This is a genomic window from Pseudomonas arvensis (assembly GCF_056688935.1).
The window spans coordinates 4854428-4871930 of sequence record NZ_CP162038.1 but is presented as its reverse complement, the minus strand read 5'-3'; the positions used below and the strand labels follow the sequence as shown (position 1 = coordinate 4871930).

16 protein-coding genes are annotated in these 17503 nt (G+C 60.5%); 5 read left to right on the top strand and 11 right to left on the bottom strand.

Going from position 1 to position 17503, the window contains the following annotated elements:
* The first annotated feature begins 1 nt into the window (after position 1).
* Positions 2 to 415 (top strand): alternative ribosome rescue aminoacyl-tRNA hydrolase ArfB, encoded by a 414-nt coding sequence (arfB, locus tag AB3G88_RS22060; protein ID WP_088426440.1) that lies wholly within the window; start codon positions 2 to 4, stop codon positions 413 to 415.
* Here the strand turns inward: arfB and AB3G88_RS22055 are convergent, their stop codons facing one another.
* From AB3G88_RS22055 to AB3G88_RS22040, 4 genes are all read right to left on the bottom strand, one after another.
* Entirely contained in the window at positions 416 to 1612 is a 1197-nt protein-coding gene (locus AB3G88_RS22055; RefSeq protein ID WP_480451660.1) for an MFS transporter, read from the bottom strand.
* 105 nt (positions 1613 to 1717) lie between these two features.
* Entirely contained in the window at positions 1718 to 1891 is a 174-nt protein-coding gene (locus AB3G88_RS22050; RefSeq protein WP_178117069.1) for a hypothetical protein, read from the bottom strand.
* A gap of 75 nt (positions 1892 to 1966) precedes the next feature.
* Entirely contained in the window at positions 1967 to 2095 is a 129-nt protein-coding gene (locus tag AB3G88_RS22045) for a hypothetical protein (RefSeq protein WP_024077105.1), read from the bottom strand.
* 161 nt (positions 2096 to 2256) lie between these two features.
* Positions 2257 to 2568 (bottom strand): Mpo1-like protein, encoded by a 312-nt coding sequence (locus AB3G88_RS22040; RefSeq protein WP_112196578.1) that lies wholly within the window; start codon positions 2566 to 2568, stop codon positions 2257 to 2259.
* A 161-nt stretch (positions 2569 to 2729) separates the two neighbouring features.
* On the opposite strand from AB3G88_RS22040, the gene AB3G88_RS22035 reads away from it, so the two are divergent.
* A complete protein-coding gene (locus tag AB3G88_RS22035) occupies positions 2730 to 3788 on the top strand; it encodes an AraC family transcriptional regulator (RefSeq protein ID WP_400528721.1) in 1059 nt (352 codons plus the stop codon).
* Here the strand turns inward: AB3G88_RS22035 and AB3G88_RS22030 are convergent.
* Positions 3745 to 5199: a TrkH family potassium uptake protein gene (locus AB3G88_RS22030; protein ID WP_099585456.1), complete on the bottom strand. Its 1455-nt coding sequence runs from the start codon at positions 5197 to 5199 to the stop codon at positions 3745 to 3747. The two genes, AB3G88_RS22035 and AB3G88_RS22030, sit on opposite strands and share 44 nt — an antisense overlap.
* A 183-nt stretch (positions 5200 to 5382) precedes the next feature.
* Between AB3G88_RS22030 and AB3G88_RS22025 the strand changes: the two genes are divergently transcribed.
* Positions 5383 to 9489 carry a dermonecrotic toxin domain-containing protein gene (locus tag AB3G88_RS22025; RefSeq protein ID WP_480451657.1) on the top strand — a complete coding sequence of 1369 codons (4107 nt, stop codon included), beginning with the start codon at positions 5383 to 5385 and terminating at the stop codon, positions 9487 to 9489.
* A 63-nt stretch (positions 9490 to 9552) separates the two neighbouring features.
* On the opposite strand, the gene AB3G88_RS22020 is transcribed toward AB3G88_RS22025, so the two are convergent.
* The 6 genes from AB3G88_RS22020 to AB3G88_RS21995 form a co-directional block, all read right to left on the bottom strand.
* Positions 9553 to 10896 carry an imelysin family protein gene (locus AB3G88_RS22020; RefSeq protein WP_099585454.1) on the bottom strand — a complete coding sequence of 448 codons (1344 nt, stop codon included), beginning with the start codon at positions 10894 to 10896 and terminating at the stop codon, positions 9553 to 9555.
* 127 nt (positions 10897 to 11023) lie between these two features.
* Complete coding sequence (locus tag AB3G88_RS22015; protein WP_099585453.1) at positions 11024 to 13075, bottom strand: putative bifunctional diguanylate cyclase/phosphodiesterase; 2052 nt, start codon at positions 13073 to 13075, stop codon at positions 11024 to 11026.
* Between the two features lie 445 nt (positions 13076 to 13520).
* Positions 13521 to 13742: a hypothetical protein gene (locus AB3G88_RS22010; RefSeq protein WP_099585452.1), complete on the bottom strand. Its 222-nt coding sequence runs from the start codon at positions 13740 to 13742 to the stop codon at positions 13521 to 13523.
* A 135-nt stretch (positions 13743 to 13877) separates the two neighbouring features.
* The gene (locus AB3G88_RS22005) at positions 13878 to 14474 is read right to left on the bottom strand and encodes a superoxide dismutase (protein WP_003212997.1); all 597 of its coding nucleotides are present in this window, start codon (positions 14472 to 14474) and stop codon (positions 13878 to 13880) included.
* A 177-nt stretch (positions 14475 to 14651) separates the two neighbouring features.
* Positions 14652 to 15254, bottom strand: coding sequence for a LysE/ArgO family amino acid transporter (locus AB3G88_RS22000; RefSeq protein ID WP_480451654.1), 603 nt, complete (start codon positions 15252 to 15254; stop codon positions 14652 to 14654).
* A 5-nt stretch (positions 15255 to 15259) separates the two neighbouring features.
* Entirely contained in the window at positions 15260 to 15454 is a 195-nt protein-coding gene (locus tag AB3G88_RS21995; protein WP_480454465.1) for an ACT domain-containing protein, read from the bottom strand.
* A 96-nt stretch (positions 15455 to 15550) separates the two neighbouring features.
* On the opposite strand from AB3G88_RS21995, the gene AB3G88_RS21990 reads away from it, so the two are divergent.
* Positions 15551 to 16444 carry a LysR family transcriptional regulator ArgP gene (locus AB3G88_RS21990; RefSeq protein WP_112196573.1) on the top strand — a complete coding sequence of 298 codons (894 nt, stop codon included), beginning with the start codon at positions 15551 to 15553 and terminating at the stop codon, positions 16442 to 16444.
* A gap of 51 nt (positions 16445 to 16495) precedes the next feature.
* Positions 16496 to 17494, top strand: a complete 999-nt coding sequence (locus tag AB3G88_RS21985; RefSeq protein WP_480451651.1) for an NAD-dependent epimerase/dehydratase family protein — start codon at positions 16496 to 16498, stop codon at positions 17492 to 17494.
* The last annotated feature ends 9 nt before the right edge of the window (positions 17495 to 17503 follow it).

Below are 17503 nucleotides of genomic sequence, written 5' to 3'. Positions count from 1 at the left end.
GATGCTGGTAATTTCCAATAACGTCCACCTGCCCGACGCCGAGATCGAGTTGACCGCCATTCGCGCCCAGGGGGCGGGTGGGCAGAACGTCAACAAGGTGTCGAGCGCGGTGCACCTGCGTTTTGATATTCCGGCGTCGTCGTTGCCGGACTTCTACAAGGAGCGCTTGCTGGCGCTGCGCGACAGCCGCATCACCAGCGAAGGGGTGCTGATCCTCAAGGCCCAGCAATACCGCACCCAGGAACAGAACCGCGCCGACGCGCTCGAGCGCCTGGTGGAGTTGATCCTCAGCGCCACCAAGGTGGAGAAGAAGCGCCGTCCGACCAAGCCGACCCTGGGCTCGAAAAAACGCCGTCTCGAATCCAAGACCAAGCGCGGCAGCATCAAGGCCGGGCGCGGCAAGGTCGACTTTTAGTCAGTCGCCACGTGCCTCGCGGGCCTTGGGTGCCTGTCGGTACAGGTACACGCTCAGCAGCAAGCCGACGAGGGCGGCGAGAGCGGCGAACAGGAAGATCGAGGCAAAGCCGAAGCCAGCCGCCACAGCCCCGGCCAATGGGCCGGTGATGCCCAGCGACAAGTCAATAAACAACGAGTAGGCCCCCACGGCGGAGCCTCGGCTGGAGGCCGGCACCAGGTTGACGGCCTCCACGCCAAGCGCCGGGAACACCAGGGAAAAGCCAAAGCCGCTCAATGCGGCGCCAGCCAGGGCCAGGTTGGCGTCCGGCGCCAGCCACAGCAACAGCAAGCCGAGAATCTCTACTGACAGGCAGGCAATCGCCACGCGAAAGCCGCCGATGCGGTTGATCAAATTGCCGAACAACAACCGTGCACCGATGAAGCTGGCGCCGAACAGGCTCAGGGCCCACACCGCGTTATCCCAGTGCTGCGTGGTGTAATACAACGTGATAAAGGTGGCGATGGTGCCAAAGCCGATAGAACCCAAGGCCAACGCGCAGCCGTGGGGCAGTACGCGGCCCAGCACGTTCATGAACGGCAGGCGCACGCCGGCCACAATCGGCGCGGCGACCTTGTTCCAGGCCAGCAGCAGGCCGACGATGGCCAGCAGGATAATGCTGACGCCCATGCTCCACAGGCCGAAACTCTTCACCAGTACCACGCCCAGCGGCGCGCCAACGGCCAGCGCGCCATAGCTGGCAATGCCGTTCCAGGAGATGACCTTGGCCGTATTCGCTGCGCCTACCCGGCCGATGCCCCAGCCGATGGCGCCCGAGCCCACCAGGCTTTCCGCGCTGCCCAGTACCAATCGACCGACAAGCAAGCTGCCCAGGCTGACGGCCGGCAGGTTTGAAAACCACGCTGCGAGCAGCATGAACACGCCACTCAGGCCGCAGCCCGCCAGGCCGATCAGCACGGCGCGCTTGCTGCCCAGGTTATCGATGATTTTGCCGGTGTAAGGACGGCTCAGCAGGGTGGCCAGGTATTGCACGCTGATCACCAGCCCTGCGATCACCGCGCCATAGCCCAGCTCACTGTGGACATAGCCCGGCAACACGGCCAGGGGAATGCCAATATTCAGGTAGCCGATAAAGGTGAACAACACGATGGAAACAACTTGCAGCGTGACCGCCATGGGGCGCTGGGTATCTGGCATGGGGAGAGGTCCACTGTCGCAGCAGGTAAAGATAGGCTGCTAATGATACCGGGGCTTTGGCGTGCGCAGGGCGGTAAAACGCAAAAACGTCAGATCAAAAAGACGTCAGGTTTTGGCAGGCGCCAGTAATTGGGTGGTGACCAGGGCCGCCAAGGCGTTTTCCTGGGTGCCGAAGCGCTTGAGCAGCACGGCTTGTTTGTCCGCGCTGAGACGGTTCCACACGTCGACCATTTGCAAGGCAGCATCGAGTACGGCGGTGTCGGGGAGGGTGTCGGTCATGATGGGGAATCTCGGGTGATTCAGGCAGTGTGGAAAGCGCTCAAAGCTGCGCTTTCCACACGGTCTGGTACGGCGTCAGTCCTGGCTTTTGCTGTCGACTGGTTTTGCTTCTTTGGCCTCAGGCTGCTTGGCGCTGGCCTGCTGCGGTGTTGGCTGCTCAGTTTCGTGCAGGCTTGGGAAGGGGAGATTAGGTATCTCGTGCATCGTCGTCGCTCCTCGCAAGGTCTGTTTTTTCAATCGCAGGTGATTCCGCGCTCTCAAAAAGCCTTGGCAGGATACAGCACTGTAAATGACAAAAAGACTTTTATATCGACAGATGCACGAACCTTCATGGTTTTTACGCAAGTGACAAGAGGTCACACCGTTCAGAACGGCACTTTGCCCAGGATCATGTCGCGGTACATCACAAAATCCCCTATCAAGCTGTAGAACGGGTGCTGAAAGGTGGCCGGGCGGTTCTTTTCGAAGAAGAAGTGGCCAATCCAGGCAAAGCTGTAGCCCGCGATAGGCAAGGCGATCAACAGGCCCAGGGAGCCCCGGCCGATGGCATACGCCAGGATCCCGATCACCAGCGTGGTGCCGATAAAGTGCAGGCGCCGGCAGGTGCTGTTGGCGTGCTCGGCCAGGTAATAAGGGTAAAACTCGGCGAAGCTGTTGAATCGCTTGACGTTTTCCACGGTGATCGGCCCTTTGGTTGTTATGCCGCCCAACAGGTGTTCGGCGGGGAGCTTATTTGAGTCTAGAGTGATCAGTGGTAACAGCCAGTGACATTAGATGCCACTTTAGTATCCTTGGCTTCCTGGCTGCCGTTTTGAGCCTGCTTTATTAAGAAGACGCCATGAGCGAACGAACAACTTCTGCAAGCTGGGCAATGGGGATAGTCAAGGCACTGGAAATGGATGGCCTGGATTGCCGCGCTCTGTTCAAACAGCTGGGCCTGGACTACGCCGCCCTCAACGACCCCGACGCGCGGTTCCCGCAGGATTCCATGACCCGCCTGTGGCAGCGCGCAGTGGAGCTGTCGGGCAACCCGGCGATTGGCCTGAATATGGGCAAGGTGGTGCGCCCGGCGTCGTTTCATGTGACCGGTTATGCGTTGATGTCCAGTAACACACTGGCTGAAGGTTTTATGCGGCTGGTGCGTTACCAGCGGATCATCGCCGAAAGCGCCGACTTGAGTTTCCGACTTTTACCTGAAGGCTATGCGCTGATTCTGACGGTGCATGGCGACCATCTGCCGCCCACCAGGCAAAGCGCCGAAGCCTCCCTGGCCTGTGCGTTGGCGCTGTGCGGCTGGCTGACCGGGCGCACCCTGCAACCGCGCAAAGTCCTGTTGCAAGGTGAACAGCCGGCTGACCTGGGGCCCTATAAGCAAGCGTTTCATGCCCCGTTGGAGTTCAACGCGGCCTATGACGCGTTGATTTTCGAGCGCGCCGACATGGACGCGCCGCTGCCCACGGCCAACGAGGCCATGGCGCTTTTGCACGACCGGTTTGCCGGTGAATACCTGGCGCGCTTTTCCGAGAGCCGCGTGACCCACAAGGCGCGCCAGGTGCTGTGTCGCCTGCTGCCCCAGGGCGAGCCCAAGCGTGAAGTGGTGGCCCAGACGTTGCACCTGTCCCAACGCACCTTGCAGCGGCGTTTGCAGGAGGAGGGCACGAGTTTCCAGACCCTGCTCGACGACACCCGCCGCGAACTGGCCGAGCAATACCTGGCGCAGCCAAGCATGACGCTGCTGGAGATTGCCTACCTGCTGGGCTTTGCCGATCCCAGCAACTTCTTCCGTGCGTTCCGCCGCTGGTTCGATGCCACGCCCGGCGAATACCGGGCGCGGTTGCAAGGCACGGCGCCCGTCAGTGACGCCAGAACGCCGGGATGCACAGAACAAAGACTGTGATGATTTCCAGGCGGCCCAGCAGCATGCCCAGGGACAGGATCCACTTGGCCGCATCCGGCAGGCTGGCGAAGTTGCCCGCCGGGCCAATGGTTTCGCCAAGGCCGGGGCCGACGCCGGAGACGGTACTGGCGGCGCCGGTGAGTGCGGTCATCCAGTCCAGGCCCAGCAGCGACAGGGCCAAAGCGATAGCGCAGATGGTGATGGCGAAGAAAAACGAGAAGGTCAGGATCGACCGTACGATTTCTTCGTCGAGACGGTGGCCGTTGTACTTCTGCTTGATCACGGCACGCGGGTGAATCAGCTGGTTCAAGTTGGCCTTGAGCAGGATGTAGGCAACCTGGAAGCGGAAAATCTTGATCCCGCCAGCGGTGGAGCCCGAGCAACCACCGATAAAGCCCAGGTAGAAGAACAGCATCAGTGAGAAGTTGCCCCAGAGGCTGTAGTCCCCCAGTGCAAAGCCGGTGGTGGTCACGACTGACGTGACGTTCAACGCCACGTGGCGCAAGGCATCCAGCCAATGCAAGTTGGTGGTCCACCAGTACCAAGTGCCGAGCACCAGCCAGGTCACCACCAGCAAACCGAGCAAACCCTGTACCTGTTGGTCGCGGATCAAGGCCTTGCGGTTACCGCGCAAGGTGGCCACGTACAGGGTAAACGGCAGGCTGCCGAGGATCATCACCACCACCGCCACCCAGTGCACCGCCGGTTGTTTCCAGTGCGCCAGGGATTCGTCGGAGGTGGAGAAACCACCGGTGGAAATCGCCGACATCGCGTGGTTGATCGCATCGAACAGGCCCATGCCGGCCCACCAGAACGCCAGGCTGCCCAGAATAGTGATGCCCACATACGCCGCCACGATCAGCCGCGCCACCATGTGCGAGCGGGGCATGACCTTTTCCGAGCGGTCCGAGGATTCGGTCTGGAACAGGCGCATCCCACCAATGCGCAGCAGCGGCAGGATCGCCACCGCCATGCCGATAAAGCCGATACCGCCCAGCCAGTGCAGCAGTGAACGCCACATCAGGATGCCCGGCGACATGCTGTCCAGGCCGCTCAGTACCGTGGAGCCGGTGGCGGTGATGCCGGACATGCTTTCGAAAAACGAATCGGTGTAACTGATGTGCTGAGTCAGCAAAAACGGCAGCGCAGCGAACACGCACACCACCACCCAGCTGGTGACCGTGAGCAGGTACATGTCGCGTGGGCGCAGGTGCACATGTTCGGGACGGCCTGGGATAACCAGCGCCAGTCCCGCGATAAAGGTGATCAGGCTGGCCCACAGGAACGAGGGCAAGTCGCTGGTGCGTTCGAAGATCACCAGGGTGGCCATGGGCACAACCATGGCGATCGCGAGTGTGATCAGGAAGATGCCGATGATGAAACCGATGATGCGCAGGGTCGGCAACGCCATGAAGTGAACTCGAAATAGGGCAGAGGCGCCATTCTACCTGGGGTGCGGGGCATGTAAACCCGGCGCTGGCGGTGCGCCGCGAGTCTCATCGTTCCGGTTGCGCAAGACAACTATGTAATTCATCCGCGGCCCTTGATCCAAGCAGCATGGAGGCTTCTCAGTCAATGGCTCCAAGGTGGTTCCATGTCCTCTAATCACGTGCCGCTGCATCCCTCGATCAGGCGGCGATTGTCGTCGATCGATACGCCGCTCCAGGTTTCCCAACTGAACGACCTGGTTGCGCTGAATGTCACGATCCGACGTTTTTTCCAGCAACAGCCAACATTCCAGGGATTTGTCCAGGACGCGCTGGAACAGGCGTTCCCCTCGTTGGGTTCCCACAGTGATCCTCAGGCGATCTTCATCCGCGAGGGCAACACCAACCCGTTGTTCGACCGTGACCACACCCACAACCTGCCTGCCCATGTGTTGGATGCCGTGGTCCGGCGAATTGTCCATCAGCAGCCGTCGGACTATGCCAAAGGCAAGACTGCCTTTGAGCGCCGGACCGGAACGGGGGATGCCACCACGCCGGTGACCGAGTTGACCCCCGCCACTTTCGATCGTTTTCTGGACGCCTTGGCGGGCGAGCTGCCGGTGCGTTATGAGCGTTATCTGCAGCATTATTGGTCGAGCCCGGTCGGCCTGACCGACACCCGAACGCGCAAGGCCTGGCTGATCGCCCAGAGGTCCGAGCAACTGCGGCTTGAGGCCGAGTTGCTCAAGAGCGATGGCACCTTGAGCGACGGTGCCTACGTGCTGCTGATTAAAATCCTGCGCTATCCCGATAACGCGTCCCGGCAGCAGCACCTCAAGGGCTACCGGCCCTCTGTGTTCAGTGTGGCGCTCAAGGGTGAGGGCGCCGCGCCGAATTTGCTGCTGCACGGTGCGTTGGTGCTGACTGCCAGGGAGCCCGGCGGTCAATCCGCCAGCTCGGCACCAGATCGTGAGTTGGCGAGTGATGCCTCGGTCGGCACGGTTGTGTTGTTCACCCCGGAAAGAGGGCTTGAAGGGTTTGAAACGCTGGCGCAGCTCGATCAGGAGCTGCATCGCCGATTGAGCGCCGAGACGACCTTCGAAGAGCTGTTGATGATGATTGCCCAAAAGCACCACATCCGTGGGATGGGCACGCACAAGCAGGCGAACGCACAGAACCAGTGGCTGTACCGGGAAATCACCGACTCGGCCTGTGCTGCAAGCGTTGAGGCGCAATGTGAGCGACTGCGTGAGGACTTCGCCACCCAGATCGAGCATTTTCGCGGTCGTGAGCTGTTTGACGGGATCAGTGACCTGCCCGATAGCCTGAACCGCGTCACTGATTTGGGCGATACCTTCGGCCTGCAATCCGTTGAGCTGGCGCGAGAGGCCAAGCGCATCGCCGGGCGATTCAAGGCGTTCCTGAAGTCGGCATCACCGGCCGAGCAAACCGCATGGACGAACGCTTTCACACAGTATCAACACGAGCTTGCGCGTGTGCTTGAATGGGACGGCTTGCCCTCCCTGCAGCAGTTCGGTGACAAGGCGACGTTGCTGGCCTACGCCAATGAGCAACTGCGCAACGCCTTGAAAGCCGAGCATGGGCTTGAGGTGGACCCCGATCACATCAAGGTCCAGACCAGAACGCCACGCCTACCGTCGGCGGTGTATGGCGCCGGCGCCAGGCCGGTGGTACCGGATGAAGGACCGCGCCACCTGACGCACACCCGCAGCTTGACCCAAGTGGCCCTGGAAAACGTCGGCGGGTTGGATTTCAACTTCGTCAATTTCTCCACGATCACCGATAACCAAGGCAAACCCTACGAGGGCCTGAGCGCTTCCCAGGTCAAGGACCTGGTCCGAGGCCTGAACATCGGTGAAAAATATGATGCCTTTCTCAAGGACCGCTTGCTGACATCGCCCGCAGCCCTTGCCCAGCGAGACAGTTACGCGACGCTCATGCAATACCAGGTGCGTCTGGATGCCGTTGAGGCAAAGATCGCCGGGGATTTCCTGCCCAATCGACACGACCGGGGATTCAACTGGGTCAATTGCGCGCTGGACCACCCTGAAGATACCAGTGAGCGTGCCCTGGTCGAGGGCCATCGCATTTTGGTGCGCAGCCTCAAACTGCGTGGTGCCCGGGTGCGTGGTGTGTGGGTGTTCAGTACAGCGTCGGAGTCTGTCGGCTCGCTGGTGGTGTATATGCCCCAGGCGCCTTTGGGGCGTGTGTTTTACGAGTTCAGCGATCGCGCTGCCTTTTATCGCGAGGTGATCAACCACAGCGCCTGGCACGACTACCTGGTGAGTCGCGTCAGTCGAGATGAACAGTCGAGCGTGCGTAACCTGTTGAAGACGCTGGTGCCCGGCACGCTGGTGCATCTGGCCAGGATTGCGGACAACATCTTTCTGGAGGCTTACGAGATCGAAGCCTCGGCGGCGATCAATTCAGCCGCCGCCCAATCGACCACGACCCAGGAAACCAACATCGACACGGTGTCTGGTGTGACTGAAGTGGCGCTGGATGTGGTCATGGCGATCCTGCCGATCAAGGTGACCATGGTGATCGGTTTGGCCAGGAGCCTGTATTCACTGGTCAAGGCCATCGAAGCGGCGAAACAGGGGGACCGGGAGGTGGCGGCACATGGCTTTGTCAGAGCTTTCGCCGAATTGGTTGGCACGGTGTTTGACGGCTGGATGGGCCATGCACCGTCCCGCAAACCCTCCCAGCCCTGGGGGTTGAACAGCAAAATGGCGCAACGCACAGTGCCTTCGCGGTTAACGCCATTGAAGGGCTGGGAGCGCCAGAACGTGTTCACCCAGGCACCCGTAAACGGTGGTTTGGCGAGGCACTTTCTGAAGGACGCCGGGCATTGGTACCTCGTCAAATACGACGCCGATGTGCACGTCTGGCGCGTAATCGATGCACGCACGCCGTTCGCTTTTCATCATGCGCCGATCCGCCGACATGCCTTGGGGCATTGGGAAATCGCTGCACCGGCCATTGGCTTGAAAGGTGGTTTCCCCGTTGAGCGGACATTGATGAATGCCTTTCCCTATTTGTCTCGAACCCGTGCGCGGCAAGTGCTCGACTCGTTCAGCTTCCCTCAGGGGCGGGTCCTGGAACTGGAGTTGGAGTTTGCGAGGGAAATAAGTACCTGGCGTGAGATCCCCAGCCGTTTTCAGGCCTACCTGAACCGCCCCGTGGATGATGTGTGGGACTTGTTGAACGGCTACCAACCGCTTGGCGCGTCGACCGTCACGGTCAGCGAACCTGCCGTCGTGGTGCCAGGCCCCGGTTTCCCCATAGTGCCAAGTGTGTTACCGGGCAAGTACGTATGGTCTGGCTGGAGGCTGGAGCTGGATGCTTCGCAGTTGACGCCCAATGCGTCTCGTCCTCACACGTTCAAGGTACCTCAAGCGTCAGGCGGTGCAGCCGTAGATGTCATTCAGGTGGAGCAGCAGTTCTATCCAATCCTGCCCAAGGGGGACAGTTTTCCCGACAATTGGGTTCATATCTATGATCCGCGCTTGCCGCCGAGTGTCACCGCTGACATTGACGTGATGGTGAGCCGCAACATCTTTCAACAGCCTCGCTTGGCGTGTTTCGATGTGTCTAGCAATCAATGGCTGATCGATAGCAGTCGGCACTTTAAGCGAACTCCAGCTGGCTATGCGATGGAGGCCTTTCCGGTCTTGACCACGCGCGCCGCTAAAAGATTGGTCGGTGCGCTGTCCGATTACTGCAATCCTGGCGGCGTTGTCAGCTCAAGCGGGCTGACGGCGTTCCTGGCTCAGTTGAACAGATGGCGTGCAAAAGGCATGGGGTTGGGGCTTGATCCATTGATGCTGCTTCAGCCTTTATCGATTATCGACAACCAAGCCCTTTCAGGGTTTGTAACGCTGAATTTCAACTTGCCCAAGACGTACGGGAATAATCTGCTGGACCCATGGGGTGCAGTCCAAGCCAGAGCAGTGCTGAAGGGCCATTTGGGCGCGATGGGCTACCAGTTCATTGCCGACGGAGGGCCGAGCCCGGAGTTGTTATTTCGATGGCCGCAAGGTGACACGGTGTACTGCATGATTCCGAGGGGCGGCGTATCCTCGGCGCGTCACTTCGTCCCAGGTGCGCCATCGCAGTTGAGCCTGAATGTTCTGGATGAGGTGAGCAAAACGCTCATCAGGCAAAGTCAGGACAGCGGGAAGTTTGTAGTGCTGCAGGGCGGGCTGATCAATCGTTATAACAGCGCTATTGCTTCCATCATCAGGGGCTGACGCAAAGGCGGGAGACTTGTGACCAGGCACCGCAAGCATTGCGCTTGCGGTGCGCTGCTTTGATCAGAACTCGTGATCAGCGTTATCCGGATTGAGGTCGCTGATGCCCAGCTTGCCCGCTGCGGCTTCGATCGAACCGGTCTGCTTGACCAGCGAGGCGATCGCGTCGCGCACGATCTGGTTGCCTGCGTCATTGCCGGCCGCGATCAACTGGTCGTAGTGCTCACCCTTGTTGGCGTGATCAACGATGACCTGCATCTTGGCTTCGGTCGCAGCCAGGTCTGCCTTCAGCGCGGTGTCGGCAGCCGGATCGGCCTTGGCTACCAGGGATGCCAGGCTCGCGCCGGTCATCTTGGTGCCGTCGACGCGGGTGTACTCGCCCAGGTAGACGTTGCGGATGCCCTTGGCGTCATAGAACTGCGAGTTGTGGGTGTTATCGCTGAAGCAATCGTGTTCGTCTTCCGGCGAGTTGGCTTCCAGGGAAACCTTCATGCGTTCACCGGCCAGTTCGCCGAGGGACAGGCTGCCCATGCCGAACAGCATTTTGCGCAGGCCGTCGGTGGCAGGTTCTGCCTCCAGGGTGGCGCGGTAGTTGTCTTCGACGTTGGGTTTCCAGTTGCCGACCATTTCCTGCAGGTCGCTGACCAGCAGTTGGGTCACGGCGCTCAGGTAGGCACGGCGGCGCTCATTGTGGCCGCCCGTGGCGCCATCACCGGTCAGGTAGTCCGACGCAGGACGGTTGCCGGCGCCAGGGCCGGTGCCGTTCAGGTCCTGGCCCCAGAGCAGGAATTCGATGGCGTGGTAGCCGGTGGCGACGTTGGCTTCGGAACCGCCCAGCTCATTGAGGCTGGCGAGTTTTTCCGGAGTGATGTCCTTCACGTCGATCTTGTCTTCGCCGACCTGGATCTCGGTGTTGGCGATGATGTTGGCCGTGGCACCTGGGTTACCCAGGGCGTGCTCGTAGGATTTGTCTACGTAGTCGATCAGGCCTTCGTCCAGGGGCCAGGCGTTAACCTGACCTTCCCAATCGTCGATGATGGTGTTGCCGAAGCGGAACACTTCGCTCTGCAGGTACGGCACGCGAGCGGCAACCCAGGCGGCACGGGCGGCTTTCAGGGTTTCGTCGTTCGGCTTGGCGAGGAACGCGTCGATAGCGGTCTGCAGGGTTTTCGCCGTGGACTCGGAATCGCTGTACACCGCGAATACCATGTCGGCGTAATGCGCGACCACGGCCTTGGCAGCCGCTTCGTCGACCTTGCCGGCAGGGGTGGCAGCCGCTGGAGCGGTAGTGCTGGCAGCCGGGGTCGGCGCCTGGGGCGCTGCGGCCTTGTCTTTACCTTCGCCGCAACCGGCGAGAGAAATGGCAATGGCCAGCAGACTGGCGGTGGCCAGGGGCATACGAATCATGGCGAACATCCTGCTTCGGTTGTTGATAGGGCGCGCGCGAGAGCGCAAAAACTGCGACATAATGCGAAAGATTTGCATTTTGTGTAAAGGGTTAAACGCGGGAAATATTCAGTATCGTTTTGCCGCGTCAGAGAATGGCTGCGTTATTGCGCTCGGCCTGCTTCAAAAAAACCGCCAGCTCCCGGGCCTGCAGGGGTTTGCTGTAGTAGTAGCCCTGACCTTCATGGCAGCCCTCGGAGATGATGTAAGCCTCCTGCTCGGCGGTTTCCACGCCTTCGGCGATGACCTGCATGCCCAGGCTTTTGCCCAGTTGGATAATCGCCCGCACGATCGTCGCATCGTCGTCATCGTCCAGCAGGTCCTGGACGAAGCTCTTGTCGATCTTGATCTTGTCCAGCGGCAGGCTCTTGAGATAGCTCAGCGATGAATAGCCGGTGCCGAAGTCATCGATGGCGATCAATGCCCCGGAACGGCGCAGGCTCAGCAGGTGCTGGGCGGCCGTGCTGATGTCTTCCATCAGGCCGGTTTCGGTGACTTCCAGCTCCAGGCTGCGCGGCGGTAGCCGGTAGATTTGCATCAGGTTATTGACCACCCGTGGCAACTCGGCGTGGTGCAACTGCACGGTAGACAGGTTGACCGCCATGCGCAGGTCGGTGAAGCCCTGGTCATGCCATTCGCGCAATTGCCGGCAGGCCTGGTCCAGCACCCATTCGCCAATCGGGATGATGGTGCCGTTCTGCTCGGCCAGCGGAATAAACAGGTCCGGCGGCACCAGGCCGTGTTCCGGATGTTGCCAGCGGATCAGCGCCTCTACACCCACTACATGTTGGTCGCGATAGCTGATTTGCGGCTGGTATACCAAGTGGAACTGCTCACGGCCCAAGGCGTCGCGCAGGTCTTTTTCCAGCTCGCGGCGACGGCGCATTTCGCTGTCGACGCTGGCGATATAGAACTGATAGCGGTTGCGCGAACGGCTCTTGGCCAGGGTCATGGTCTGTTCGGCTTTTTGCAGCAACTTCTCGGTGCTGTCGCCGTCTTCCGGGAACAGGGTGATGCCGATGGTGGCGCGCAGGCGAATTTCCTCATGATCGAGGGCAAACTCCGCCTCCAGGTCGTCGAGGATACTTTGCGCCAGCTCCGCCGCCTCGTAGGGCTGGTCAATATCGGCCTGTACCAGGGCGAATTGGTCGCCGCCCAGGCGGGCGAGGGTGCCGAGGCGGCCGCTGTGGGCACGCAACCGGTCTGCCAGGGCCAGCAACAATTTGTCGCCAGCCTGGTAGGTGAACTGCTCGTTGACGCTTTTGAAGTCATCCAGCCCCACGCACAACACCGCCACGCGGCGCTGGCGGCGGCCGGCGTCGATGAGGATCCTGTCCAGTTGCTCCTGCAGTTTCTGGCGATTCGGCAGCCCGGTCAGGAAGTCGTATTGAGCCATGCGCAACAGGCTGCTTTCTGCTTCATGGCGCAGGTGGGTGTTGCGCTCGATGGATTCGAGCAACTGGTTGGCGGTGTTGATCCACAACCCCAACTCGTTGTGCTCGTGGCCCTTGAGTTGCGGGATCTTGTGCTCGCTGGGGCGGTCCGGGTTGATCGATGTCAGGTGCTCGATAATCCGCGAGAGCGGCTTGGTCAGCAGCCAGTGGTAAACCAGGTACAACACCAGGCCCATGGCCAAGGCACGTAACACCCCGGAAATAAAGATGATCACCGAGCTGACAATAAAACCTTTGCCATAGGTGGCCGTGTCCAGAGTGATGCTCAGGTCGCCGTAATACTCGCTGTAGGGGCCCTTACCGACCAATGCGGTGGTGAAGGTGCGTTCCCGTCCCAGGATCAGATCGGTCAACCAGCGGCTGGAGGATTGCTGCAAGGCACGGCTTTTTTCCGCGAGCATGGTTTCGTTGGGATGACCGATGGAGGCCATGCGCACGGCGTCGTCCTGAAACAGCCCTTCGATCACCTGCATACCCATCTCGCGGTCCAGGCTGTAGACGGCCTGGGTCGAGGGGTCGCGAAACATGTCGAGGATGCGCTGGGCATCGCCCGCAACGGCCTGGCGCGTCTTGTACGCATCGAAAACGATCTGCGCCACGCTCAGCGCCACGCCCACGATCAACGCCGACAGCAGCACAACCCGTAGCAACTTCACCGACAAGCTGTTCTTGAGTTCCAGCTTCAAAGGGGCATTCCTTGTCTCATGCGGGTGGCCTTCACTATGCCATGAGTATTGGCAATCTGGTGATGGCAGTCAAAGGGACATTGGGCCATCCGTAAAAAGTTACGAAAAACGGAACCGAAGACTCGGAACTGGCCACCCAAGTCATGAAAGGAATACCCCTTTCACACATTTCGGAGTATTGACGGATGATCGCAGCAGGAGCAGGAATGGCAGCAGCATCGGCGCTGGCCCCTATGGTTCTTCCACTGGTGGGCCAGGCTGCAAGCATGGCAGCGGACCTCGCAAAAACCGTGTTGAGTGGCTCAGTGGGTTCTGCCGGCGGGAGTTCGAGCCAGCCGCCGCAAATCACATTCTAATGGCGCAGGCCTGATGCCCGCGCCGAAAAGCCCTGAGTGAGGGGGCAAGCAAGACTGCTTGCCCCCTTGAGCTACCAGCGTCTTCTTGTTTATTGCGAGAACGTGACCGTCATCTTTTCAGCCTTTGGCGCGGAAAAATCTACGGGTTTGTCTGAAGCCTCAGTGTCCTCGCCTCCAATTTTCTTTGCCATCGCATCCGCAAAGGGTTGAAGCAGTGGCGCAATCGCCTTGACCACATCTCCCACGACGGGAATGGCTGCTTTCAACAGGTCTCCAACCACCGGAATTGCTGCCGTTGCACCATTAATCATTGTTATTTCTCCGACAGGTAGTAGAGGAAAATTCCTCTCGCTGATTGCGTGGCAAAAACGGCCTGTTGGGTTCCGCCTTTTTTACAGCATAAAAAAGCCCGGCAATCGCCGGGCTCTTTTTACTGCAAGGGTTGCTTAGGCAGTGAAGGTCTTGCCTTCGAACTGCTCAGCCACGAACTTCCAGTTGACCAGGTTCCAGAACGCTTCCACATACTTTGGACGCACGTTGCGGTAGTCGATGTAGTAGGCGTGTTCCCATACGTCGCAGGTCAGCAGCGGGGTGTCGCCGCTGGTCAGCGGGTTGCCGGCGCCGATGGTGCTGGCCAGGGCCAGGGAACCGTCAGCCTTTTTCACCAGCCAGCCCCAACCGGAACCGAAGGTGCCGACGGACGTCTTGGTGAACTCTTCCTTGAACTTGTCGAACGAACCGAACGCAGCGTTGATGGCTTCAGCCAGTGCGCCGGTAGGTTGGCCGCCGGCGTTAGGCGCCAGGCAGTTCCAGTAGAAAGTGTGGTTCCAGACCTGAGCGGCGTTGTTGAAGATGCCGCCCGAAGAGGATTTGACGATCTCTTCCAGGGTCTTGCCTTCGAACTCGGTGCCAGGCACCAGGTTGTTCAGGTTCACGACGTAGGTGTTGTGGTGCTTGTCGTGGTGGTATTCCAAGGTTTCCTTGGAGATGTGCGGCTGCAGGGCATCGTGTGCGTAGGGCAGCGGCGGCAATTCGAAAGCCATGATGATTCTCCTAATCAGGTCAGTTGCGGTGAGCGCAAGGCCGATCACGGGCGGCCAAACAAGCGCCGGGGAGTTTGTACTCTTTGCGGCGCAGGGGCAGGATCATAGCACCGGGGGTGCGGCAAAACCACGCAACAACTGTGTGGAATAGAGGTTCCAGAGCCTTTTGGAATAAGTTCATGGCGCGCTTATTAATTGGTAGGCCACGCTGAACATCATCACCGCCACCAGCAGGTCCAGCAGGCGCCAGGTGGCGGGGCGTGCAAGCCAGGGTGCGAGCCACGCCGCGCCGAGCGCCAGGGTGGTGAACCACAGGAATGATGCGCTTGCGGCCCCGGCGACATAGGCGCCAGGTTGGGTCTGTTGTGCGCCGAGCGAGCCGATCAGCAGCACGGTGTCCAGGTAAACGTGGGGGTTGAGCAGCGTCACCGCCAAGGCACTGAGCAACACGGCGCGCAACGAGCGCACTTTCAGGTTGCCGCCTTGTTCCAGGCTCTGCGTGGAGAACGCCCGCCGCAGTGCCAGAGTGCCATACCACAACAGGAATGCCGCGCCGCCCCAGCGCGCAATCGCCAACAGCAGCGGGTTTTGCGCAAGCACCGTGGCCAGGCCGAACACTCCGGCGGCAACCAGTAGCGCATCACACACCACGCACAATGCCGCCACGGGTAAGTGATGTTCGCGGCGCAGGCTTTGTGCCAGGACAAAGGCGTTCTGGGTGCCGATGGCCATAATCAGGCCGAGGGCTACCAGCAGCCCGTTCAGATAGCTTTGCCACATAGGATTTACTCCGCGTCCGCCGCCAGTTGCCGCAGCACGTGCATTGCGCGCTCGGCATCGGCGCGGCCGACAGACAGATGATCGTGGTAGTAGCCGGTTGGGATCCGGTGGTCGGGCAGGGTGCGGAACACGTAGTCACCGTCATTGAGGTGCGGGCTCATGCTGCGCAGCAGGGTTGCCAGGGCGGTTTCGCCAGCCATGGGAGGTTCCTTATAGAGGTAAGCAATGCTGGTCATTCTCACGGGCGAGGCTGTATAAGAAAAACCAATATTGCTGATCGCTCATTAGAGAAACTGATGTTCGACTATAAATTGCTTTCCGCCCTCGCGGCGGTGGTGGAACAGGCTGGCTTCGAACGCGGCGCCCAAGTGCTCGGGCTGTCGCAATCGGCCATTTCCCAGCGCATCAAGTTATTGGAAGCGCGTATCGGCCAGCCGGTGCTGGTGCGCGCATCACCGCCCACCCCCACCGATATCGGGCGGCGCCTGCTTAACCATGTGCAGCAAGTGCGGTTGCTGGAGCGCGACCTGCAAAGCCAGGTGCCCGCGCTGGACGACGAGGGCATGCCCGAACGCCTGCGCATCGCCCTCAATGCCGACAGCCTTGCGACGTGGTGGGCCGAGGCCGTCAGTGACTTCTGCGCCGAACAGCATTTGTTGCTGGATCTGATTGTGGAAGACCAGACAGTCGGCCTCAAACGCATGCGCGCCGGTGAAGTGGCGGCGTGTATCTGTGCCAGTGAACGCCCGGTGGCCGGAGCCCGCAGCCTGTTGCTGGGCGCCATGCGATATCGGGCGCTGGCCAGTCCGGCCTTTATTGCTCGTCACTTCCCGCAAGGCGTGCGCGCCGATCAACTGGTTCGCACCCCGGCGCTGGTGTTTGGCCCGGATGACTTCCTACAGCACCGCTACCTGGCATCCCTGGGCGTGGACGGCGGTTTCGAACACCATTTATGCCCATCTTCCGAAGGCTTTATCCGCCTGGCGGAATCCGGGCTTGGTTGGGGCCTGGTGCCCGAATTGCAGGTGCGCGACCAACTTGAAAAGGGCGTGCTGGTGGAGTTGTTGCCAGATAAGCCCATCGATGTACCGTTGTACTGGCATCATTGGCGCAGTGGCGGGCAGTTGTTGGGCCTGCTGACCGACCATCTCGCCCAGGCATGTGGCCAATGGTTGGTGCCGTTGGACTGATGGCGGTCGTCAAGGCAACAGCGATGAAAACGAAAGAACACGGGGTAATACATGAAGATTCTGGTCACCGGCGCAAGCGGCTTCATCGGCGGGCGCTTTGCGCGTTTCGCCCTGGAGCAGGGCCTGGACGTGCGGGTCAACGGGCGGCGCGCCGAGGGTGTGGAGCACCTGGTACGGCGCGGTGCCGAGTTTATCCAGGGTGATCTGAATGACGCCGACCTGGTGCGCGACCTGTGCCGCGATGTCGAAGCCGTGGTGCACTGCGCCGGTGCCGTGGGGCTGTGGGGGCGTTACCAGGACTTTCACCAGGGCAACGTGCTGGTCACCGAAAACGTTGTCGAGGCCTGCCTTAAACAGCGGGTCGGGCGCCTTGTGCACCTGTCGTCGCCGTCGATCTATTTTGATGGCCGTGATCATTTGGGCCTGACCGAAGAACAAGTGCCCAAGCGCTTCAAGCATCCCTACGCCGCGACCAAATACCTGGCGGAGCAGAAGGTCTTCGGCGCCCAGGAGTTCGGTCTCGAAGTGCTGGCCCTGCGCCCGCGTTTCGTCACCGGCGCCGGGGACATGAGCATCTTCCCGCGCCTGTTGAAAATGCAGCGCAAGAAGCGCCTGGCGATCGTCGGTGACGGCCTGAACAAGGTCGACTTCACCAGCATTCACAACCTCAACGAAGCCCTGCTCAGCAGCTTGCTGGCGCCCGGCTCGGCGTTGGGCCGGGCCTACAACATCAGCAACGGCGCGCCCGTGCCGGTGTGGGATGTCGTGAACTACGTGATGCGCCAAATGGAATTGCCCCAGGTCAGCCGATATCGGTCCTATGGTTTGTCCTACAGCGTGGCGGCGCTGAACGAGGCCGTCTGCGCGATGTGGCCTGGGCGGCCGGAACCCGCGTTGTCGCGCCTGGGCATGCAAGTGATGAACAAAGATTTCACCCTCGACATCAGCCGCGCCAGGCATTATCTGGATTACGAGCCCAAGGTCAGCCTGTGGACCGCCCTCGACGAGTTCTGCGGTTGGTGGAAGGCCCAGGATCCAGGGTTCAAGTAAGGTCACACC